At 43.6% G+C, this 18,876-nt stretch carries 19 protein-coding genes and 1 pseudogene; 8 read left to right on the top strand and 12 right to left on the bottom strand.

Translation table 11 applies throughout. The features are described 5' to 3' along the window. Positions 1-109: 109 nt before the first annotated feature. A complete protein-coding gene (locus tag ACESSO_RS10390) occupies positions 110-325 on the top strand; it encodes a helix-turn-helix domain-containing protein (protein ID WP_373165129.1) in 216 nt (71 codons plus the stop codon). Between the two features lie 257 nt (positions 326-582). On the opposite strand, the gene ACESSO_RS10385 is transcribed toward ACESSO_RS10390, so the two are convergent. The 4 genes from ACESSO_RS10385 to ACESSO_RS10370 all read right to left on the bottom strand — a co-directional run bounded on the left by ACESSO_RS10385 (position 583) and on the right by ACESSO_RS10370 (position 4,156). Then, positions 583-1,440, bottom strand: coding sequence for a hypothetical protein (locus ACESSO_RS10385; RefSeq protein ID WP_373165127.1), 858 nt, complete (start codon positions 1,438-1,440; stop codon positions 583-585). Between the two features lies 1 nt (position 1,441). Next, complete coding sequence (locus tag ACESSO_RS10380; protein WP_373165125.1) at positions 1,442-2,485, bottom strand: DUF4367 domain-containing protein; 1,044 nt, start codon at positions 2,483-2,485, stop codon at positions 1,442-1,444. A gap of 50 nt (positions 2,486-2,535) precedes the next feature. Then, positions 2,536-3,603 (bottom strand): DUF4367 domain-containing protein, encoded by a 1,068-nt coding sequence (locus tag ACESSO_RS10375; protein WP_373165123.1) that lies wholly within the window; start codon positions 3,601-3,603, stop codon positions 2,536-2,538. A 73-nt stretch (positions 3,604-3,676) separates the two neighbouring features. Further along, positions 3,677-4,156 (bottom strand): RNA polymerase sigma factor, encoded by a 480-nt coding sequence (locus tag ACESSO_RS10370; RefSeq protein ID WP_373165121.1) that lies wholly within the window; start codon positions 4,154-4,156, stop codon positions 3,677-3,679. A gap of 291 nt (positions 4,157-4,447) precedes the next feature. Between ACESSO_RS10370 and ACESSO_RS10365 the strand changes: the two genes are divergently transcribed. From ACESSO_RS10365 to ACESSO_RS10345, 5 genes and pseudogenes are all read left to right on the top strand, one after another. Then, positions 4,448-5,470 (top strand): stalk domain-containing protein, encoded by a 1,023-nt coding sequence (locus ACESSO_RS10365; RefSeq protein WP_373165120.1) that lies wholly within the window; start codon positions 4,448-4,450, stop codon positions 5,468-5,470. 135 nt (positions 5,471-5,605) lie between these two features. Beyond that, entirely contained in the window at positions 5,606-5,890 is a 285-nt protein-coding gene (locus tag ACESSO_RS10360; RefSeq protein WP_373165117.1) for a putative signal transducing protein, read from the top strand. A gap of 794 nt (positions 5,891-6,684) precedes the next feature. Beyond that, positions 6,685-7,623, top strand: a complete 939-nt coding sequence (locus tag ACESSO_RS10355) for an abortive infection system antitoxin AbiGi family protein (RefSeq protein WP_373165116.1) — start codon at positions 6,685-6,687, stop codon at positions 7,621-7,623. 1 nt (position 7,624) lies between these two features. Next, on the top strand, positions 7,625-8,713 hold the full coding sequence (locus tag ACESSO_RS10350) for a hypothetical protein (protein ID WP_373165115.1): 1,089 nt from the start codon (positions 7,625-7,627) through the stop codon (positions 8,711-8,713). Between the two features lie 206 nt (positions 8,714-8,919). Continuing rightward, positions 8,920-9,839, top strand: a pseudogene (locus tag ACESSO_RS10345) (IS256 family transposase); the annotation flags it as partial. A gap of 213 nt (positions 9,840-10,052) precedes the next feature. On the opposite strand, the gene ACESSO_RS10340 reads toward ACESSO_RS10345, so the two are convergent. The 7 genes from ACESSO_RS10340 to ACESSO_RS10310 all read right to left on the bottom strand — a co-directional run bounded on the left by ACESSO_RS10340 (position 10,053) and on the right by ACESSO_RS10310 (position 16,351). Continuing rightward, the gene (locus ACESSO_RS10340; protein ID WP_373165114.1) at positions 10,053-10,718 is read right to left on the bottom strand and encodes a hypothetical protein; all 666 of its coding nucleotides are present in this window, start codon (positions 10,716-10,718) and stop codon (positions 10,053-10,055) included. Next, a complete protein-coding gene (locus ACESSO_RS10335) occupies positions 10,715-13,657 on the bottom strand; it encodes a class I SAM-dependent DNA methyltransferase (protein WP_373165113.1) in 2,943 nt (980 codons plus the stop codon). Before ACESSO_RS10335 ends, ACESSO_RS10340 begins: the two co-directional genes overlap by 4 nt. Then, complete coding sequence (locus ACESSO_RS10330) at positions 13,654-13,893, bottom strand: helix-turn-helix domain-containing protein (RefSeq protein ID WP_373165112.1); 240 nt, start codon at positions 13,891-13,893, stop codon at positions 13,654-13,656. The genes ACESSO_RS10335 and ACESSO_RS10330 overlap by 4 nt, the downstream gene beginning before the upstream one ends. 518 nt (positions 13,894-14,411) lie before the next feature. Continuing rightward, positions 14,412-14,618, bottom strand: coding sequence for a DUF6809 family protein (locus tag ACESSO_RS10325; RefSeq protein ID WP_373165111.1), 207 nt, complete (start codon positions 14,616-14,618; stop codon positions 14,412-14,414). 65 nt (positions 14,619-14,683) lie between these two features. Beyond that, the gene (locus ACESSO_RS10320) at positions 14,684-14,992 is read right to left on the bottom strand and encodes a hypothetical protein (RefSeq protein WP_373165110.1); all 309 of its coding nucleotides are present in this window, start codon (positions 14,990-14,992) and stop codon (positions 14,684-14,686) included. Between the two features lie 49 nt (positions 14,993-15,041). Further along, positions 15,042-15,605 (bottom strand): tyrosine-type recombinase/integrase, encoded by a 564-nt coding sequence (locus ACESSO_RS10315; protein ID WP_373165108.1) that lies wholly within the window; start codon positions 15,603-15,605, stop codon positions 15,042-15,044. Between the two features lie 242 nt (positions 15,606-15,847). Beyond that, a complete protein-coding gene (locus ACESSO_RS10310) occupies positions 15,848-16,351 on the bottom strand; it encodes a tyrosine-type recombinase/integrase (RefSeq protein WP_373165107.1) in 504 nt (167 codons plus the stop codon). Positions 16,352-16,538: 187 nt separating this feature from the next. Between ACESSO_RS10310 and ACESSO_RS10305 the strand changes: the two genes are divergently transcribed. Further along, on the top strand, positions 16,539-17,573 hold the full coding sequence (locus ACESSO_RS10305) for a hypothetical protein (RefSeq protein WP_373165106.1): 1,035 nt from the start codon (positions 16,539-16,541) through the stop codon (positions 17,571-17,573). Positions 17,574-17,976: 403 nt separating this feature from the next. On the opposite strand, the gene ACESSO_RS10300 is transcribed toward ACESSO_RS10305, so the two are convergent. Continuing rightward, complete coding sequence (locus ACESSO_RS10300) at positions 17,977-18,198, bottom strand: helix-turn-helix domain-containing protein (protein WP_373165104.1); 222 nt, start codon at positions 18,196-18,198, stop codon at positions 17,977-17,979. A gap of 101 nt (positions 18,199-18,299) precedes the next feature. Here ACESSO_RS10300 and ACESSO_RS10295 point away from each other — a divergent pair, with 101 nt between their 5' ends. Next, positions 18,300-18,551 carry a hypothetical protein gene (locus ACESSO_RS10295; protein WP_373165103.1) on the top strand — a complete coding sequence of 84 codons (252 nt, stop codon included), beginning with the start codon at positions 18,300-18,302 and terminating at the stop codon, positions 18,549-18,551. Positions 18,552-18,876: the final 325 nt, after the last annotated feature.

Here is an 18,876-nt window from a genome sequence, read left to right as displayed (position 1 = left end):
ACCCCCACTTTCTGCTGATACGATTGCTGTGTCATACCCACAATAGATACAGATCTGAACGTATTGTGGAAAAATACTTAAAAATAAGAATCGTTCCGGAGGCCTTAAAATGATCAGCTATGAGCCGCTTTTCAGAACAATGAAAGATAAAGGAGTCACATCGTACCAATTGCAAAAGATGGGCTTTAACCGTGCGACCTACTATTCGATGAAATGCGGCAAAAGCGTATCCACCAACACCATTGATCTGCTTTGCAGGCTGCTTGACTGTCACGTTGAAGATATCATGCAATATATAGCAGAAAATGACGAAAAAACACGATAAAGTGAATTTTCGTCATTTGGGGAACTGCAGCATTTGGTTTGTTAAAGTGGAAAGCTCCGGAAAATATGGCTTGATGCCCGAAAAACGATATAATGACAGCAAAAAATCCGGCCTTTCAGCCGGATTTTTGTTATAGTTGTTTGTTTTGTAAATTACTCTTGCTGATTTATGCCAAGAAAAACAACCGCTATATGCGATTGTTCCACGCTAAAAGTTGTCATTGACAACTGAAATGTTCACATTGTTTATCAAAAATTTTACCGAGAGCGTGACCGCTTTGCCAATCTCCAAACTGCCGCTATCAGAAATATCCCCAACAGGACACATATCAGTAGAGCAAGCGGTATTGGGAAAGAGGTATCTTTTTCCGTCCCCACATTGGTGCGCTGCGGAGGGTCGGCTTGTGCAATCGCCTGCTGGAGCACCGAAAGTGCAGACGCCTCAAGGCCGTTCTGTTCTGCCGGCAAGGTCACATCAACCAGTTTATTCTCAACGGCATAGGCAATCTGTCCGCCGAGACGCTGGATATCGCTGTTATCCAAATCCGAGATCATTTCGCCAAACGCCGTGGGATCGGCTTCATACGCTTTCGTAATCGAGATGCAAAACGCTTCGTCTGAATACGGATCGGACACCGACAGGTTCTGGTCGATGAGGCCGCGAATGGTCTGTACATCAAAGCCGGGCAGGGTGACCGACGTATCCTCTGGGATTTCTGTTTCGGGGTTTTGCGCCTGATAGGCGATCCAGTAGTCGGTCAATTCCTCTGCTGCATCCAGTTGGTCGGCGGAAAGGTTAGAAAGTCCGTTTAAAATATCCGGCAGCGTATCTTCATCGTAGTTATTTTCCCAAACAATAAACTGTACGACCACCTGACGCACATCATCCGGCTGGGAGGCCAGCTCGGAGAGGAATGCGACGGGATCCTCAGCAAATCGCTGATACAGTTCATAACTGATGGCTTCCGAGCCTGCGCCGTCCGATGTTGCCGCTTCTTCCATGAGCGCAGATGTAGATTGTGCCGCACTGTCCACTTCATTTGCAGCAAGAGCAGAAAAAGACATTGCAAATGCTGTCAGCAAGGCAATCGAAATCAGTTTTTTTAGTTTACGCATTTTATTCTCCTTCATATACCGAATCAATAACCTTTTTCATTTCGTCTACGGTCACTGGCCCGCAAAACAGTACCTCACGCTGATTGACGACTGCTGATGCCACAACGTAGTCCAGATTGTGCATGATATACCAGTCAACACCATTGGTTGGATATCGTATGACTGGTCGGTCATCTTTTTCTATCCCTCCAGAGCTGTATTCATTTAAATCGGTGATTGCAATAGTAAATGCACCATTTTCATTTTTGTAGTAAACATCGAAATATGATATATCCAATAAATAATCTTTGGTAAACTCAATATACTCTATGACAAAGCTATCAGGAATCCAAGTCGGTGCGACAGGATCGGTAACACCAAACGCCTTTAATACTGCAATAAAATCCTCATTGAGAATGCGAAAGTTCTCAATCGTGTGCAGTTCATCCCATACAGATTCGGTTTTTTCGAGTCCCATCGCTGACACATCCGTATCCGGAACATCGGCAAAGGCCGGATCAGGACCAATATCTTCAATTGGGATAATATCCTCTGAATCAGCGTCTATTTCCGGGAGCTCCCCGATGTATTTTTCATTCGGATTATAGTAGGTTTCCGGGTCGTATTTCTCCGGATTTGCCGTCTGCATGATATAGCCGAACGTCTCTGCGCCCCACATTGCCGCATAGTCGTACATACTGCGGCCGAACGCAAAAATGCAGAATGTATTGAGCACAATGATTGCCGCGGCGATCACACACAAACGATATCCCCACCGTCGGGCGCGGGTGTGCTTATGCGTTGCAAAAGCCGCAGCGTGTTGCTCCTTGAACGCTTTCAGTGCGCTTTCTGCGTCGAGATGCGTACTCCCAGCATTTTCAGCCTGTGTCTCATCCGTGTAGGTTTTCAAATCGGGAAGGGCATCTTCTCCGGACTGACAAACCTGATCCAGAAGCGCAAGCAGCTTCGGGTCGATATCGGTTTCGTCCGCAATCTGACTGTTGCCATGCAAAAAGGCAGTTTCATGCTCCTGCTGCCCTTTATGCTTTTGAGGTTTCGTTTCCATGTGCTTCACCTCCTCGGTGTATCATGCCGTTCAACAGCTTATGTGTAGTTTTATGGCTCTTTATATACCGAGTCGATCATTTTTTTCATTTCATTCACAGTAATTGGTCCAAAAAACAAAATGTGCCGATTATCTATAATGGTAACAGCAGTAACATTCTCAAGATTATGCATAATATACCATTCCACCCCGTTTGTATAGTACTCTATTACAGGGCGATCGTCTTTTTCGGTAAACCCACCAGCACTATTATCACTAATTGTGCGAACTACAATTCCAAGAAGGTATTCCTCATTCTCATTTGAATAATATCCTTCCAGATTAACTGTTTCCGAAGAATAATCTTTTGTTACAGTTATTTCGTTCTGTACAAATCCATCGGGAATCCATGTAGGGATTAGATGATTTGGAATGCCAAATATACAAGCGACATCCGCCAATTCTTTGTTAAGAATTGAAAAACGCTCAATGATATGTGCTTCATCCCATACAGATTCGCTTTTTTCAAGTCCCATTGCGGAAACATCCGTGTCTGGAATATTTGCATATTCCGGAAGGGGTTCCAGACTATCGAGCGGAATCGGATTATCCTCAGAACCAAGCGGAGCATTCGGATCATATTCCGGCAATTCGCCAACATACTGCTCTCTGGGATTGTAATAGGTATCCGGGTCGTATTTCTCAGGATTTGCCGTCTGCATGATATATCCGAATGTCTCTGCGCCCCACATTGCAACATAGTCATACATACTGCGTCCAAACGCAAAAATGCAGAGCGTATTGAGCACAATGATCGCCGCGGCAATCACACACAAACGATACCCCCATCGTCGGGCGCGGGTGCGCTTATGCGTTTTAAAGGCCGCAGCGTGTTGCTCCTTGAATGCTTTCAGCGCACTTTCTGCGTCGAGATGCATGCCCCCAGTATTTTCAGCCTGTGTCTCATCTGTGTAGGCCTTCAGCTCGGGAAGGGCGTCTTCTCCGGATGCGCAAACCTGATCCAGAAGCGCAAGCAGCTTCGGGTCGATGTCGGTTTCGTCCGCAATCCGGTCGGTGGAATGCAAAATGGTTTTATCACTTTCGTGCTTTTTCTCATTATCCTGACTGTTTGTACACATGCGCTTCACCTCCTCATACGGTTGCTGCTACTTAAATAATGCTTGACAGCAGAATTCTGTAACAGAAAACTTGCTATTTGTCCCGTTCCATTAATTCCGCACAACGCTTTTTAGCGCGGCTGAACTTCATGCGGCAGGCACTTTCTGTCGAGTGCAGGCGCTTCGCGATTTCTGCATAATCCAGATCTTCGCCAAGCCGAAGGATCAGAATGTCACGTTCCTCCGGTGTCAAACCTTTGGGGAGCATCTCTGAAAACGGGATCAGTTCCTGCTCCTTGCCGCGAATGATCGCATCATCCAGCGATACTTCTTTACGGACCTTCGATTTTCTGTACTCGCCGAGTGCATTGTTCTTCAGCACTGTAAACAGCCATTTGACAGGGTCTTCATGGTTCATCACAGTGGAAATTTTCAAGATAAGTATGAGAAAGGTGTCCGATACCACATCCGAAGCCTTGACCGGATTTTTTACGATTCGCAGTGCGACTTCAAACATGAGAGCATAGTGCTTTCGATATAAATTTTCAAAAAAAGAAATTTGCTCTTGTGTCAACCCTCAATCCCCCCTTGGAACCAGCTGCGGCTTGATGGAGCAGACTGTGTGAGCAGCTCCGATATCGTTAATTTTATCATCCTGTTGTGAAAATACAATCCATTTGCTTCTCAGTCACCATTGTAATAAAGGTATTTCCTCACACTAATACAATGCTTCAGAACGTCATTTTGTAACAGGAAAGGACACACAAAATATTTTTTAATTTGCTGTTACAAAACGGAATCTTGAAGCATTGTACATGATATGGAATGGATAAACCTGTCCATATTTTTTAAAGGAGGAATCATTATGAAGCGCACATTAAAACTCGCTTTACTCGCATTAACGCTTTCCGTTGCCACGATATACGGAGCAGCGGCGGCAGGAAATGAAATTACAATCAGCGATCCGAACGCACAGATTTATGTGCAGGGTGTTCCGGTCATGTTCCCGAATGAAAATGGAGAATACATGCCGGCAATCAGCTATCAGGGCTCTACCTATATGCCTGTTCGTTCGGCAGGCGAATGGATGGGTAAAAACGTGGGTTGGAATGGAACGACGCAGACCATTACATTGAGCGGCTCTGTGAACAGCGTAATTCATGGTGAAAATGAAGCAGTAAACGGTGCTGTTTTTCATGGAATAAAGGAAGGAACTGCTGTTCTTTGCCCGGAACGAAAAGTTTATCTGGACGGTGAACTGGTGACTTTCAAAAATGAAAAAGGCACTGTCATCTATCCCATAGACTTTTTGAACGTGACATATTTGCCGGTTCGCAGCATCGGCGAATTGACCGGCATGGATATAAAATGGGTCGGCAACCAAGACGGAAATACAGGTCTCATCTTTCTGCGGATGCCGCTGAGTGAAGCAGAGCGTTCTTCCCTGCAAAGCTATGCGCAAAATCTCCAAGCCGCAGCAGAAAAATTATACGATATATCCGAAACATTTCGTAAAGCAATCCCTGCGCGGATTGTCATAACAGAAACGCAGTATACTGTTGTGGATCAGGATAAAGCACAAGCCGCACTGACTGAAATGCAGCAACAGATTGCAGAGATGCAGAAATTATGCCAATCGGATTCTACGCTGGTTCAGTATTACCAAAATGAGATACTTTCCAATCTCAAGGCTTTACATACCGCAGCACAAACTGTGAGCAATATGCTGTCACAAAACGATTTTGATACTGTGATTGAAGGTGAGGGAGTTATGGGCACCAGCCTTCCCATTGTCCATAGCGGCAGCAATACGGTACTGCAAATGACCGCGCATATGCGCGAAGTCATTGAGCAGACCGGATTTATCGATCCCTTTGCTAACGTATAATTCGGGTTATGTGACATTATGTATTTTGTTATGCACAAAAAGCCGCAGAAACCAAATTTTGGTTTCTGCGACTTTTATGCTTTCAACGCTTTTGCAAACATAAGCCTATTGATAACAGGATCGCGTATATGCTGATTGACAACGAACATAGCCCCACTCTTTTTAGAGAACTTTATAATTGCACACTCATTGCCGTACTTTTTAACACACCGGCTGGTATTTTCCAGCTTTTCTGCTGAGGATGTTCTGCGGGTAAAAGAAAAACTGAAAGCGAATGAAATTTCCTTTCTTATCAAAAAGAAACAGTCGAATTTGAGCGAAGGCACATTCGGACAACTCGTTGAAAAGCAAATCGCATACGATGTCTATGTACCGAATGAGGACTTTGACCGCGCAAAGCACGTGTTAAACCTGCTATAAATCCAATACAACCAAAAAAGCGCACAAAAACCCGTTATTTCTTTCGAAATAACGGGTTTTTTGGAGCTTGCGGCTGGACTCGAATCGGCGACCTGCGCATTACGAATGCGCATATTCTAACTTTTTTTGCGTATAGATACGCATATTAACACAATTTATTTTGTTTTACAGAATTTTTATAGTGAGTTGCAAAAGTTATTGGTGTTTATTTTCAATTGCGTAAACACCAAATAAACACCAGCTCGCCGGTTTGGGAGCGCAAGGCCCAGGTTCGGGCCGCAGGCCTCGGAAAACCCTGGAACACTTGGGCTGACAGCACCTGCACTTTCTCCAGTAACTGGTCAAAAATTGGCGTTAACCACATGTTTGACCACAATTAGAAAATTTCATATCCGGGTGTAGCGCAGTTGGTAGCGCGCTTGCTTTGGGAGCAGCATGCCCTGGGTTCGAATCCGTCAATCAGACCACATTTCTTAGAAAAACCGCCTAATTTTGCGATTTTTCGCGTTTTTGGTTCGGTTTTTGAAACTTGAATGATTGCTGTTCAGTAGCGATTTGAGGAGTAAAAAAACAGTGGGCGTATGAGTGTGGGTAACGGTCGAAACCACCAAATCCCTAACCCATCCCTAATTGGCGTGGCTGCTGTTCTCTTATTGTGGATACGACAAATTCTTGAGTTTTCCAGCTTTATCCTTTATAATAGTTCTACGGTGAGCCTTTGCGCCACCAAGGCAGCCGTGTGGGTGTATTCCCATGCGGCTTTTTAACTTTAGAAACCAGATGGAGATGATGGTATGCTCACCAATAACCAGATTTCCTATTTACCATATGATGATTATGCTCAGAGTGCCAATACGCTTTTTCATTTCATGAAAAAGCAAGAATACTTAAACTCCATTCTCCGCCGCAGGGCCATAATTCCACGGTATTGTGTTGAGACCATAGACTACCTAAATATCCGAAATGGCACTCGTTTATTTAACGAAGTTGCCATTTTGCAAAAATGTTTCTGTGATATTCCTTTTCACAAACTTGCAGATTCATTCGCTGTAAATGGTGTTGGTGATGTTTATGAATCCTTAAGCAAGGATGAACGGGCTGACCTCGAAAAGAACAACACACATTTTGCTTATTATGGAGAATATGCAGTAGCTTTTTCGAAAAGTTGGGGTGAAAAAAAGCATCTTCAGCCAGTTCACTATCTTAACAAAGATTCCCAATATGCAAAAGATTTTTCTGCTCTATTTGGTCGAGTTTTCCAGGATAATGACATTCCAGAAGAATATTCTCAAGACGTAATCAATCGTTTAGCATACATCAAACCGTTGCGAGGGATTATGAAGAGAAGAATCCCTCGTAGCGATTCCAGTTCTGCTACAATTGAAATCTACAAAAATTTCCATGATGAGCGTGAGTGGAGATATGTTCCGAATGTTGAGGTTCTTACTGCTTTGAATACAGAAAGCATCATCGCTAATCCTTATATAATTCCTTTGGCCGACGAAATTAGCAAGGGGTTAGAACAGGATAGATACAAAAAACTTTGGCTTGACTTTTCGTATGATGATATACGGTATATCATTGTTCCGGATATCCTCGCCCGAATTGAAATTATTAAAACTATAACCGATTTACTTGATAGTTGTTTCGAAAACCAGGACGATATTTTAATGCAGAAGAATGTTTTGATCAGTAAAATTCTGGTGCTGGAAGAAATCAGAAGGGACTGGTAATATGCCGAATAAACTCAAAGAAATTTTTTCTGATGATATGTTTAATATGAGCGGCACCTTGCGTTTTAGCGACGGAGAGGCATATAAGAACTTCTTATCTGCTTTGGAAATTGCATACACCGAAGGGCGTGTCGTTCCGGTCGAAGGTGTTACTTCAGTTTCTACAACAGTCGGACACCTGGGTGCCAAATTCCCATTAGAAGAACAAACAAACATAACCCAATTCTTGGTTAGCCCGGCGATAGAGCCTGTGCCTATTACTCTTGATATAGACGGAAAAGAAAAAACAATAACGCTGTTGCGTAGTCGGATTAAAGATAAAGTAATTTTGCGTTCCGAGCCTGATGCCATTGTTGCTTTTAATATTGCATTCCTGCTTGGCGAAAATAAACATACCCTCAATTGTAAGGTGCAATTTGAGAAGGCAAAAAGTATTAGAGAAGTTGCTGACAGTTTTAGCATCGCTGCAGCACTCTTGGCGCATTTTTATAATCGTGAAGATAACACCCCCTCCGAAGACGGAAATATTTCCCTATCGGATATAAAAGAATATTTTCGTCGTTACAAATCTTTCTTTAAGCGCTTAAGTGCAATAGAGAGCAAACTTGCCATTTCAATTTCTCCAGGTTTGTTGAACGCATTATCTCTGGAAGAACAGCAAGATATTGATGAGCTTTATTTGCTCCTATGCGAGAAGAAAGTTGTTCGCTTGAGCGCCAAACTCACATCCACGAGTTCAACAGCTGTGACTATGAACAATGCGGAAACATCTCTCGGTATTGGCGACAAGATTGCGTTAACTTTCATAGGGAGTATTGAGTTTAATTTCTTAAAGCAGTCCGTTACCCTTCACACTGCCAATCTGTTGATAAATGCGCTGGTGAAAGATATTCAAGAGTGTGATGACGGAACAGTAAGGGTTTTGTATGGTGATACTGATAGCAAACCCATGTATATTTCTTTTTCCGCATTTCAAACAAGCGAAGAAGCAAAGCGAGAATCAGAGACCATATTGCAACACGAAGAAATCTATGTCAATGCCCTAACAAGCAATGCATATATTAATCGGTACTATGAAGAACAGCTTTAAGAGCTCTACGCATTAAAAAGGCAGATGCCTAAGGAACAGATGAACTACCCCAAGTTGTACGGACAGTACAAAAAAAGAGCCCCTGGTAGGAAGTATCAAGTTTTAGAACGAGAGGCGTCGCGCAAGCGGTGCCTCTCCAGTTTTTAGCTGGATGCGCCTGTGATTGTAAAAGTAGATGTAGCGGTTAATCATCTCATTAGCTGATGCGGTATCGCCGCCGGGAGAGCAGTGTGGAAGAGGCTCTCATTGAGATGTACCTGGCGGCGTATCCGTCCGGCGTGTGGAGGACATCACCGAGGCTCTCTGGGGCAGCAAGGTCTCTCCCTCCACCATCAGTGAACTGAACAAGAAAGCGTATGTTCACATTGAGGATTGGCGGAACCGCCCTCTGCAGGGCGGACGCTATCCGTATGTTTATGTAGATGGAATCTACCTGCGCCGTAACTGGTGTGGAGAATTTGAAAATGTGGCTATTCTGGTGGCAATTGCGGTTAATGAAGACGGGTACTGAGAGGTTCTTGGCGCTGCCGAGGGCATGAAAGAAAACAAAACCAGCTGGGTCAGTTTCTTCCAGTGGCTGCGTAGCCGTGGCCTGAATGGTGTGAAGCTCATTGTTGGCGACAAGTGCCTTGGCATGCTGGAGGCCGTAGGCGAAGTGTTTCCTGAAGCCAAATACCAGCGGTGTACCGTCCACTTTTACCGAAATGTATTCTCAGTCACGCCTCGTTCCAAAGTGAAGCTGGTAGCCAAAATGCTCAAGGCGATCCACGCCCAGGAGAACAAGAAGGCTGCCAGGGAGAAAGCTAAAGCCGTGGTGGAGCAACTGCTCTCTATGAAGCTGAAAGAAGCTGCTAAGAAGGTGGAGAATGGCATTGAGGAAACGCTGACTTACTGCGATTTTCCCAGTGAGCACTGGACTCGCATCCGCACTAACAATGTGATTGAACGGCTGAACCGGGAGATCCGCCGCCGCACCCGTGTGGTGGGCAGCTTCCCGGACGGCAACTCAGCTCTGATGCTGGTTTGTGCCCGGCTCCGCCATGTGGCCGGTACCCAGTGGGGCAACAAGAAGTACATGAACATGAAGCACCTGGAGGCTGCCGTTGAGGATGCCTCCATTGCTGGCTTACCTCATTCATCCCGGAGTCTGCAAACCAATTTTGCGCAAAATCCTACACTACCTCCGCAACTTTACCCACTAAGCCTTTTTGAAAGTGTACAGCGAAGGCCGATCCATCAGAGATTTCTATTCCCCGATGGGCCGGTAAACTCCCCCAAGCTGAAGGGGGCAGGAAAATCGCATGGATTTCCTACTCCTTTTCAATGTGATGTGTCTGGATCAAGCTACTATTGTCGAAAAGTCATAGAATAAATGACCTAGAAGCAGTCCGCTCGTATACTTGCTTTCACAAAAGAAATATGTGGATGACGCTTCAATAATTGTAATATCTTCGATTATTTTACTGTTCAACTCGTCTTTGTGCGCAGAAGAAACATCAGTAAAAATTTTTGCCTGATCAACATTACTAACAAGAAACGCCAACATCAAATTCTTGTTGTGATAGGAAGGGTAAAGCGGAGGATTCCCCAAGAACCTGCAAACCCCTTCTACAACATACTTTTTGCTTAACGATTTTGTTCCATCTATTCGTTTGCACTCAATAGTGTAGTAATCTGAGCTGTTAGCAAACCAATCAATAGATACAACTTTAATGTCTGTTCGGCCAGAATAAGTATCAGAAGACAAATCATAGTGCTCTGGGACTTCTGGTAAAAACCTTAAAGAAATGTTTCCTGTCCCGGTTTGTGGGCAAATCTGATCATTATTGAGATAGTTCTCAAGAAGATGATTTCGAATCTTTTCCTCATGATTGTTTAAAACCCTTCCCTCAGCGGTACATTCTTTAAGCATTAACTCGCAACTGTTTCTGACAGTAAGAACTATTAAATTATATAGTCCGCATTTAAAGGCTGTATTTAACGACCGATCAAGAAAACCGCTCATTCATCTTCACCCCCTGTGTCTGACATGATTTGATCAATGGCATCAGAAAGGTCAAGTTTAGATATCGCTGGGTGCCAGTACTTAAAGTAGTTTGGCTTTAGAATGTAAAACGAACGCTCACCAAAGCAAACTACATCACGCATTTGATAGAATTTATCATTGTATGCGCTAAGGATAAAGCGCGAAAACAGTTCTTTGTCGTCCGTGCATTCCGAAATTATATTATCATCCTGACTAACATCATCAGATACAAACAATTCAACCGCCGCATAACAATTTAGGATATTAGGATATATTTTTATGGATACCGTTTTTCCTAATTGACTATATATGGCTGAGAATTGTTTTATGAAACATTCACTGTATCTTTTCAAGTCATCTGTAGCAACTTTTCTGTACGCTTCACTCTCCCGAGAACCAATTAGCTCAGGAATTTGAATGGTTAATGCATAATCGATAAAATCATTATTTGCCAAGCCAAATTCAGTCATAACTAAATGATCCAATTTTTCGATATGTGTAGCAATCTCTGATTCACAGTTCTGATTATCTGAGTTGCATAATACATGAAGCTCTTCGGTCTGCCTTGCAATTTCTTTAGAGAATGTGTACGGGAATGAAAGAACCTCTGTCATAAATCTTTGTTCTCGCTCGATTCCCAAAGAAGAACCAATCATTAGGTTTAAATATGCAAAAAGAGATGAATTCATTAGACCGACAAGATTATAAAGCATATCAACTTGACTTTCATCTCCCTTAATGACATACATGGTTTCCTTGCACACTACTTGCTTGTCCGAAAAAACAGATCTCATTTTATAATTTGAGCAATTTAAACCTTTTGCTGTAAAACAATGTGGAGGATCAAACAACTTGCGGTTTCTTGCTCTGTGAATTTTAGGTTTGTCAAAAGCGCTTTCGTCACTGATGTTAATTGAAAAGTGGTCAACCCCATTATCTGAATTCAATAATGGCAGTCCCAAGAGGCTGGTTGCGTCTTGAGCATCTCCAAGATGATCTTGAATACCGCTACCACAAAGCAAAGGAGGAGTCGTAGTTTCTATAGCCTCCTTGATGGTAATAAAACTTTTCTTTAACTTTATGATGTTTTCGACATCTCCACTAAAACCATATACAATTGTTTTCCAGGCCCAATCATACTGGTAAAGCAATTCTTGGGAAACAAACTTTACATCATTCTTCTCTACGACCAATAAATTAAACAACCGAAAAAAAATATTTGGCTTAAATGATGTATAAGTAAACTTATTCTTTAAATTATTCCCTTGGTTATAATTAAAAGAAAGGATTATTGCGGGAGCTTTTGCATTCTCGAAAACAAGCTTTCTTACCGAAGACATTTCTATGATGCTAATGAGCCTTACATGCTCCAGTAAATACTTTCTAAATTTTACTGCAGGCCCTTTCTGATTATATAGCAGTTTAGAATGCAAAATAAATGTACAGATGGTATTTTTATCACAAAAATCTTTTGCCCTAAAAACAAAGCTGCGGCTGATCTCATTGTTTTGCTGCATATGGCTATAGTCATTTGTTCTGCAATAATTTATATGCAATCCACTTTTTACGCTCCCCCAAGGAGGATTGCCAATAATGAAATCAAAGCGGATATTTAAGTCAGATAACACTTTCAGTGCGGACTCATCAAAGAAATCGGCAACGAACAGATTTTTTCCTTTTAAGTTAGGGAACTCAAATCCAAAGAGTGTTTTGGGATCTTTATAATCTAACACAGTCAAATACAGCGAAAAGATTGTGACATCAATTGCTTCATCATTTATATCTATTCCGAAAATATTATGCGATAACAGATTTGCAAGCAATGTATCGTCTTCACAATACCGATTTTCAGTCATCTTTTCTTCAATAATCTTGCGGTAGCAATTTACCAAAAAAATGCCCGAACCGCAAGCTGGGTCTAAAACTGTAAACTCTGCTTTTTCCTTTAAAGATCGTGTAACCGTACGATTAAGTATGTATTCCACCAGATAGTTAGGGGTATAAAATGCGTTGTCTTCATTCTGCACTTCTTTTCCGAGAAGAATCTCGTATATATTGCTGATAAGTTCCACTGGAATAATATTGAAATCGTACATGGAAAATAACGACATCTGACCGCTACTTAAAGCAATTTCACCAGATAAGAAATCAGCTAACAAATCGAAAACATTAGCTGTCAATTCACTGCAATATACTTCATCGCCCAAATCAAAAAGATTGCCATTAAACTTTGTTTTTAAGTAATTGAACAAATCATATAGAGATTGCTTGTCTCTTACGATTCGCAGAAATTCGGCCTTAGACCGAATAGTATCCGCAGAGAAATTTTGATACGCTAAATCTACCCCTCTGTCAATAAGATAACGAATAAAGATCAGTCGCAATACTAACTTGGTTGCAAAAGTGATGTGGTATTTATTTTTGAGCTCATTTGTCAGATAAGAAATATTGTCGAGCAAACATTTATTTAGCCGTGTATTAGAATAATCACTTGAATAGCGCTCCCAGAATAGCGGATCAGCGATATTCCAAAAGGAAAAATCCGATTCGGCAGTGCACTCGCTTATCTCATATTCACGCACTTGTTTAATGGTATAGTCTTTCACATTAATAGATGCGCCGTTAAAAACCTTCACCGAATTCTCGTCGCAGAATATTGCAACAGGGATTTGGGCATTCCAAATATGTTTACTAATATCTTTCAGTGCGATCTCATCACTTATTATTCTATCAAAGAAAACAATAAAGGGGGCGTCGTTAACTATATACGCGGCATACGGGTCGAGATCAGAAAGAATTTTTCTTGCATGCAGCGACAGCGTAGAATCTTGATATTTCTCTGGCAGATATAGGTTGCTTGAAGTATCGTAACCCAATTGCGAAATTACAAAGTCAATGGGTAATTTAGACTTCCTCACCGATTCTCCCCCTCTATTGACGACTTTTCATTATCTAAAAAAAGAAGATAGGTCTCGACACCTAATGCGTCAGATATCTTTTGGATGTTATCCAAAGATATGCTTCTTTTCCCTCGTTCTACTGCACTGATATATGTTCTGTGCAATCCTGCCTTTTCAGCAAAAGCTTCTTGTGATATGCCAAGCGAAGTTCTATATTTTCTTAGATTAGAAGAAAACACTTTGATAATATCCATATACACCACCCCATGTTATCATATGGATATAGTACTAAAATTGAATACAATTAGTCAACAGACAATGAGTAACAAACAACACATACTCAAAACAGCTACTTAATATGTCACAATACACGGCTATATTAGTGCATTCTTTGTACAATATATTAGGCATCTATTTTCAGCGGGCGGTAATCCTTGTCTATGTGGTGCATTTTTGCGGGTGGCCGCTGCCAGCGATCTCATGTTAAATCTTCGACTGCATTTATCGCCGATTTTTGGAGTTCTGAAATCAGCGTCTAGAGGAGTTACTGCGGTTGTTCGGGTTGGTGCGAGTGTTTCCTTTCCCACCGTGTTTTGTGGCCACACAGCGGCCCACAGGGCGAAACAGGCGGTAATCGCTGCGGCCATGGCAATTCGTTTTTTCATTCCGTTCCCTCCTCTGATACGAAACGAGCGCCCACTCTTCTGATCCGGCAGGAGGCAGAGCACTTGTTTTCGTTATTGTGCAGTTCTATTGAGATCTTCCAGGCCAACTAAAATCCGGCGATAAAGCTACCGAGAACGGTTTCTTCCTTGATATGATCCTGGGCATCAATGATACGCAGCACCAGCTTACGTTCCGGCTTTGCCAGAGCCTCGATCAACGCTTTATGGCACGCCATCACTTTATCCTCCTGTTCGGAAAGCTCCGGTGAAGCATAGAAGCAATCATATAGCCCCTTGAGCAGTTTATTTTCCATGGTCATCGCCTCCTCTTGTGACACAAACATATACCACACCTTTTGGGGGAATATCTATCAGAATTTCAGAAGATTATCCAGAACATTTGCCGCTTGCCGGAGTCTTCCGTAGATGCTTCGTTGGGCCTATTTTCAATTTTGGCGGCTGCATGGGCCAGGTATGGTGCGTAGTTCTGTCGTGCCATCGCGGTTCTGAAGTGGCCCAGCATCTGAGAAACCTCTTTAGTGTCCATTCCATTTTGCAGCGATAGGACGACGCAGGTGTTCCAGATATCTGCGAAGCAGACATGGTCCAGCCCGGCTTCCCAGATGATCTCATCGTGCAATTGGCGTACCATCTGCGGCGAGTAGGATTTTTGTGTGGCCGAGTGCATAAACATGAGCGGACTGCTGGGATGCTTGGCATGTTCCAGGCACAGGAGTTCAACGACTTCTTTGGTCAGACTGATTGTCCTGGTGTCCGTCTCCGTACTCCACCAGCTTGCGTCGCTCCACCGAGCGTTTCTCGGTAATGGTTAGTATCCGCTTTTTTATATCCAGGTCGCTCCACTTGAGGGCAATCAGCTCTCCTTGTCGAAGTCCTGCCGTCAGCGCCAGCAAGAACATGGGGAAGTGCCCCAACCGCTCCGCTGCGTCCAGATAGTCCTCCATTTCTGCTGGTGTCAGCACATTGGCGTTGACCTTCTTAGGTTTTTGGTAGTGAAACGATCGGGCAGGATTTTCCGCTATCAGGCCATCCCGCATCGCCTGGTCCAGGCATTGCTGGAGCAGCCGGTGGATGTGCCGCATGATATGTTCGCCCAGCCCTGGGTATTCGGGGCTTTCTGGGCGGTGACCGCCAAAGCGCTTTCGTTCCTCCAGAAAATCTCCCACTTGCTCCACCGTTAATTCAGAGAGTAGTATATCCCCCAATCCGGGGAGAATGTGGTTTTTGAAGATATAACCATGGGCTGCATAGGTTGGTCGGGCGGCTCTGGTTCTTGTCATAGACCTCCTGCCAGCGGAGGATATAGTCTTTCAGCTTCATATCCCTACCTCCATGCACTGGCGCTGCAGATTCCGGAAGGCCACCCACGGAAGCCCCGCTTGTTTCAGAATCCGCTTGTGGAGGTAATAGAACTCGTGGAGCTGATATGGCTCTCCGGTCTTGGGGTTGAGGAACAATGGCAGTCGGTTTCTGGTATCCGTTCCAGAAGATGCTCCGCTTTTCTGTTGAGGGTCAGCAACCGCTATCCCTTGAAGATATACCAGCAGCGGATATGAAAATCGGCCCACGACAAGGTGATAAGTTCACATTGCCGTAGGCCGCTGGACAGCCCTGTGTAGATGAGAGGGAGTGCTCCAAACTTTTCTGCTGCGTTTAGGTACCGCTGGATCTGCCCCAGGCGCAAGGGAGCAGTCTTATATTCCTCTGCCTTTGGTTCTTTACAGAGCCGCACCGGATTATAGGGGATAAGGTGGTCACGAGCTGCTTCATCCGCACATCGCCGCAGGAGCAGATGGACGCACCAGACACTTCTGGTGCTAAGTCCCTGGCTCTGCAGGACATCATAGAAGCTGGTGACAGTGTCTTCGGTCAGTTCTGTCAGTGAGATACTCCCGATTTCAGGGAGAATGTGGCGGTAGATCAGGTTGCGGTATCCGCCCACGGTGCTGCTATTCCATCTGCTTTGATTCTCATGGAACCAGCGGTCACACCATTGGCCTACCGTGTAGCCGTTTTCGTTCTGCATATCGTCGCCTCCTTTTGGCAAACGAACAATATCACAGAAAGAGGGAAATAGCTACTGGAAAGAACAGAATTCCTTTAGAGTGAAGCTTTACCTACTTTATGACGATACAGAGTTGCTGGCATCATTTACTGCAATTTGCCTTTTTTAATAGCAAATGATAAAATGTCTAACAAAAGGGGGTGCTGATATGCTCGGACGTAAAGTGAAGCACAAGGTTTTTGGATGTGGGACAATTACTGAACTCACAAGTGCGTGTCTCACCGTCAATTTCGGGGATAGCCAAAAGAAATTTGTCTATCCAGATGCATTTGAAAAATACCTGACGAGTACAGATCCGGAGCTTATGGAACAGGTTGATAAAGATATCCAATCCAAACAATCTGCCCACTCAAATTCTGTTCTGTCTGCCAATCACTTATCGGCAACACCAACACAGTCGCAGATGCGGTCGCAGAAGCATGTCAAAAAAGTAGAACGCTCTAATATAGCGTTCAAATGCAATTACTGTGATGGGGGGAAAGGGCAGAATCATATAGGATTCCAAGGCGTTTGTTCTGATTCTGTATTAAGATTCAATATTGAGAAAGCCCACCACGTTTGGTGTTCTTCCAAAGACTCTCCTTGTCGTTGTTACTTAGACGGAGAAATCACCAGACAAGAATTGGAATCTATGATGAGCGGTGGTCATGGTCTGGATTCCGTCTGCTATGAGAGTCATATGCTGCGAGACTGGATGGCAAGCGCAGGAGTTGTTCAGACTGGGATCGACAAAGGGAAACCAATGCATCTCTTGAAAGTACAGAAAAACAGTCTCGCGGTTTTGACAACACGAGAGCCTAACGCTGCTTCAGACGAATCGCGGTTTGTTTTTGCAGTATTCCTCGTTGATGAGAGCTATGAAGGCGACAACCGAGATGCAGGTTATGTAACGACAAATTCTGAATGGAAAATTAAACTTGCTCCAACAGAAGCTCATAAAATACTTTTTTGGAACTACTATATCAACCGAAACGCTCCACAAAAAATAGTCTTCGGGTCTGGGCTTCATCGGTACTTATCTGACGAGCAGGCTGCACAAATCTTACGGGACATCATTACCGTCAAAAGTATCCCCGAAGAAAAAGAATTCGCCCAGCATTTTTTCCAACACTTCTGTAAGATCAATGGCATTGATGCAAATGATGTTCCGCCTCCCAATGGTGCTCTGGTGAATAACAATTAATTTTCGAAAGTCTCATACGACTGAGATAGTGAACAAAGATGTCATAAGTGCTATTCTTTGTTTATGCGGCGCATTCCCTGGGCCACTTCTCTGTAGCGATCTGGCTCGTCAGTGCCACCCGAACTGGACGGAACATCTTTTAATACACAGAATCCAATCCCACACAAATCCCAAAAGACGAAAGGTTTCCTTGAAACAAGCAGGGCAAAAGAGTGTTAAAGAGAAACTGACGAAGCAGAGGAAATCGTCAAAGAGGGCGATAGAGTGCCGGCTGAAGGTTCAGACACACATTTGGGTGCAAGATGCCTGAAGTTCGAGTCTCCCCACTCGGATTATTTTTGGTCAGAAAACCGTCTGAATAGTCGTTTTTTCTTCTTTTATCAAATTTTTTAATTAAAAAACTCTATTTTACATCATACGGCTTACTGTTGTTGGTTCGTCCCAGAATATAATCGGTGGAGACCTTATAGTAGTCCGCCAATTTCAGAAGATGAATTACAGGAATAGTTTGAAACCCACGCTCGTAGCGGGAATACACCGTCTGACTGATTCCTAAAATTTTCGCCACATCCTCCTGCCGCAGATCCCGGTCCTCCCGCAAATCTCTTAGTCGTTGAAATAACATACCGCCCACCGCCTTTAGTACTGATTAATACTATTGACGATACCGCAGATTTTTATTAGAATGTTGATTGTAGAACTTATAAGTACTAAAGCGGTGATTGTATGGAGCTGTATCAGGAGATCCTTTGTCATGTGTTTGCAAACGAAAAAATTCAGGTTTCCTTCCCAGAACTTATCAATACAGACGTAGCAAAGATTGTGGAACTGGAATGCTACAAGGCTCTGGGCAAAATTAAAGCCATCCTGGAGGATGACGCATTGGCAGACAGCGAATGCTTTCAGCAAATCGAGGAAATCGTCTGTACCTTTGAAGAGCTGGGTTCGGGCGGCGGCAATCGGCATGATTTTGGATAACTCTACAGACGAGTAACCGCCCGCTGAATATCTGCGGAATTCAGCGGGCGGTTATCTTTGATGATTGCTTGTCAAAAACTGATATTGTTTCCTTAACTTACCCCCAGTTCTGTTGTCAGAGGTACCTTCGGTTCTTTCGGCTCCGTAAGCGCTATTTGTGGGTCGGATACAGTGGGCATTGGACTTGGTGCGGGTGTTTCCTTGATCATCGCTGTTCCGGTTGACACAACAGCACAATGCTTGTATGATGTAGGTTTGTCAAACATATTGGACAGTGAACTCTAAAGGAGAAAGCCAACCTAGAGGCCTCATGGGAAAGTTGTTG

Source organism: Agathobaculum sp. Marseille-P7918 (assembly GCF_964248325.1).
Classification (GTDB): domain Bacteria; phylum Bacillota; class Clostridia; order Oscillospirales; family Butyricicoccaceae; genus Agathobaculum.
Note: the sequence above shows the minus strand (reverse complement) of the source record. Positions and strands in the feature narration are given on the sequence as shown.

Excerpts from the sequence above, each read along its gene's own strand:
- ACESSO_RS10300 (WP_373165104.1), bottom strand. The coding sequence starts at position 18,198 with ATGTTATTTCAACGACTAAGAGATTTGCGGGAGGACCGGGATCTGCGG.
- ACESSO_RS10325 (WP_373165111.1), bottom strand. The coding sequence starts at position 14,618 with ATGGAAAATAAACTGCTCAAGGGGCTATATGATTGCTTCTATGCTTCA.
- ACESSO_RS10305 (WP_373165106.1), top strand. The coding sequence starts at position 16,539 with ATGCTCGGACGTAAAGTGAAGCACAAGGTTTTTGGATGTGGGACAATT.
- ACESSO_RS10390 (WP_373165129.1), top strand. The coding sequence starts at position 110 with ATGATCAGCTATGAGCCGCTTTTCAGAACAATGAAAGATAAAGGAGTC.
- ACESSO_RS10295 (WP_373165103.1), top strand. The coding sequence starts at position 18,300 with ATGGAGCTGTATCAGGAGATCCTTTGTCATGTGTTTGCAAACGAAAAA.
- ACESSO_RS10330 (WP_373165112.1), bottom strand. The coding sequence starts at position 13,893 with ATGGATATTATCAAAGTGTTTTCTTCTAATCTAAGAAAATATAGAACT.
- ACESSO_RS10310 (WP_373165107.1), bottom strand. The coding sequence starts at position 16,351 with ATGCAGAACGAAAACGGCTACACGGTAGGCCAATGGTGTGACCGCTGG.
- ACESSO_RS10340 (WP_373165114.1), bottom strand. The coding sequence starts at position 10,718 with ATGAGCGGTTTTCTTGATCGGTCGTTAAATACAGCCTTTAAATGCGGA.
- ACESSO_RS10380 (WP_373165125.1), bottom strand. The coding sequence starts at position 2,485 with ATGGAAACGAAACCTCAAAAGCATAAAGGGCAGCAGGAGCATGAAACT.
- ACESSO_RS10385 (WP_373165127.1), bottom strand. The coding sequence starts at position 1,440 with ATGCGTAAACTAAAAAAACTGATTTCGATTGCCTTGCTGACAGCATTT.
- ACESSO_RS10315 (WP_373165108.1), bottom strand. The coding sequence starts at position 15,605 with ATGACAAGAACCAGAGCCGCCCGACCAACCTATGCAGCCCATGGTTAT.
- ACESSO_RS10365 (WP_373165120.1), top strand. The coding sequence starts at position 4,448 with ATGAAGCGCACATTAAAACTCGCTTTACTCGCATTAACGCTTTCCGTT.
- ACESSO_RS10350 (WP_373165115.1), top strand. The coding sequence starts at position 7,625 with ATGCCGAATAAACTCAAAGAAATTTTTTCTGATGATATGTTTAATATG.
- ACESSO_RS10320 (WP_373165110.1), bottom strand. The coding sequence starts at position 14,992 with ATGCACTCGGCCACACAAAAATCCTACTCGCCGCAGATGGTACGCCAA.
- ACESSO_RS10375 (WP_373165123.1), bottom strand. The coding sequence starts at position 3,603 with ATGTGTACAAACAGTCAGGATAATGAGAAAAAGCACGAAAGTGATAAA.
- ACESSO_RS10355 (WP_373165116.1), top strand. The coding sequence starts at position 6,685 with ATGCTCACCAATAACCAGATTTCCTATTTACCATATGATGATTATGCT.